Origin of the sequence: Kitasatospora sp. MBT66 (genome assembly GCF_000710405.2) — a bacterium.
Taxonomy (GTDB): domain Bacteria; phylum Actinomycetota; class Actinomycetes; order Streptomycetales; family Streptomycetaceae; genus Kitasatospora; species Kitasatospora purpeofusca.
In genome coordinates this window covers 220,639-221,011 of the sequence record NZ_JAIY01000008.1, presented here as the reverse complement: position 1 = coordinate 221,011, position 373 = coordinate 220,639, and the positions used below count along the sequence as shown (strand labels likewise).

Sequence of the window (373 nt, the reverse complement as noted above, 5' to 3'; positions counted from 1 at the left end):
GCGCCCGGGTGACGACGGGGTGACCGCCGTGTGCCGCCGGGTGTCCACCGGCCGTCCATCGGATGTCTTGAGGACCGGGCAGGATGCCGGGCACGGGGGCCGTGCACTTAGACTCACGCACTGGCGATGGTTATGGGCGTGTAAAGGAACGTCGTAGAACCGCCCCGAGGGCGGGTTCCGCGGCCGATGTGGAGGCGAGGCATGGTGGGGCAGCAGGCGGCTTCGGTCGCGGCCGACCCGGCGGCCGGCAGCGGCTACTTCGACGCGTACGCCGCGATGGGCCTGCTCGCCGTCGTCGGCGTGCTCTTCGTGACGGTGGCGTTCACCGCCAACCGACTGCTCCGGCCGGTGGTGTACTCGCCGGAGAAGCTCC

The 373-nt window shown here is 71.3% G+C and carries 1 pseudogene; it reads left to right on the top strand.

Going from position 1 to position 373, the window contains the following annotated elements:
• Positions 1–186 precede the first annotated feature (186 nt).
• Positions 187–373 (top strand): annotated as a pseudogene (locus BI06_RS53715) (NADH-quinone oxidoreductase subunit A); the annotation flags it as partial.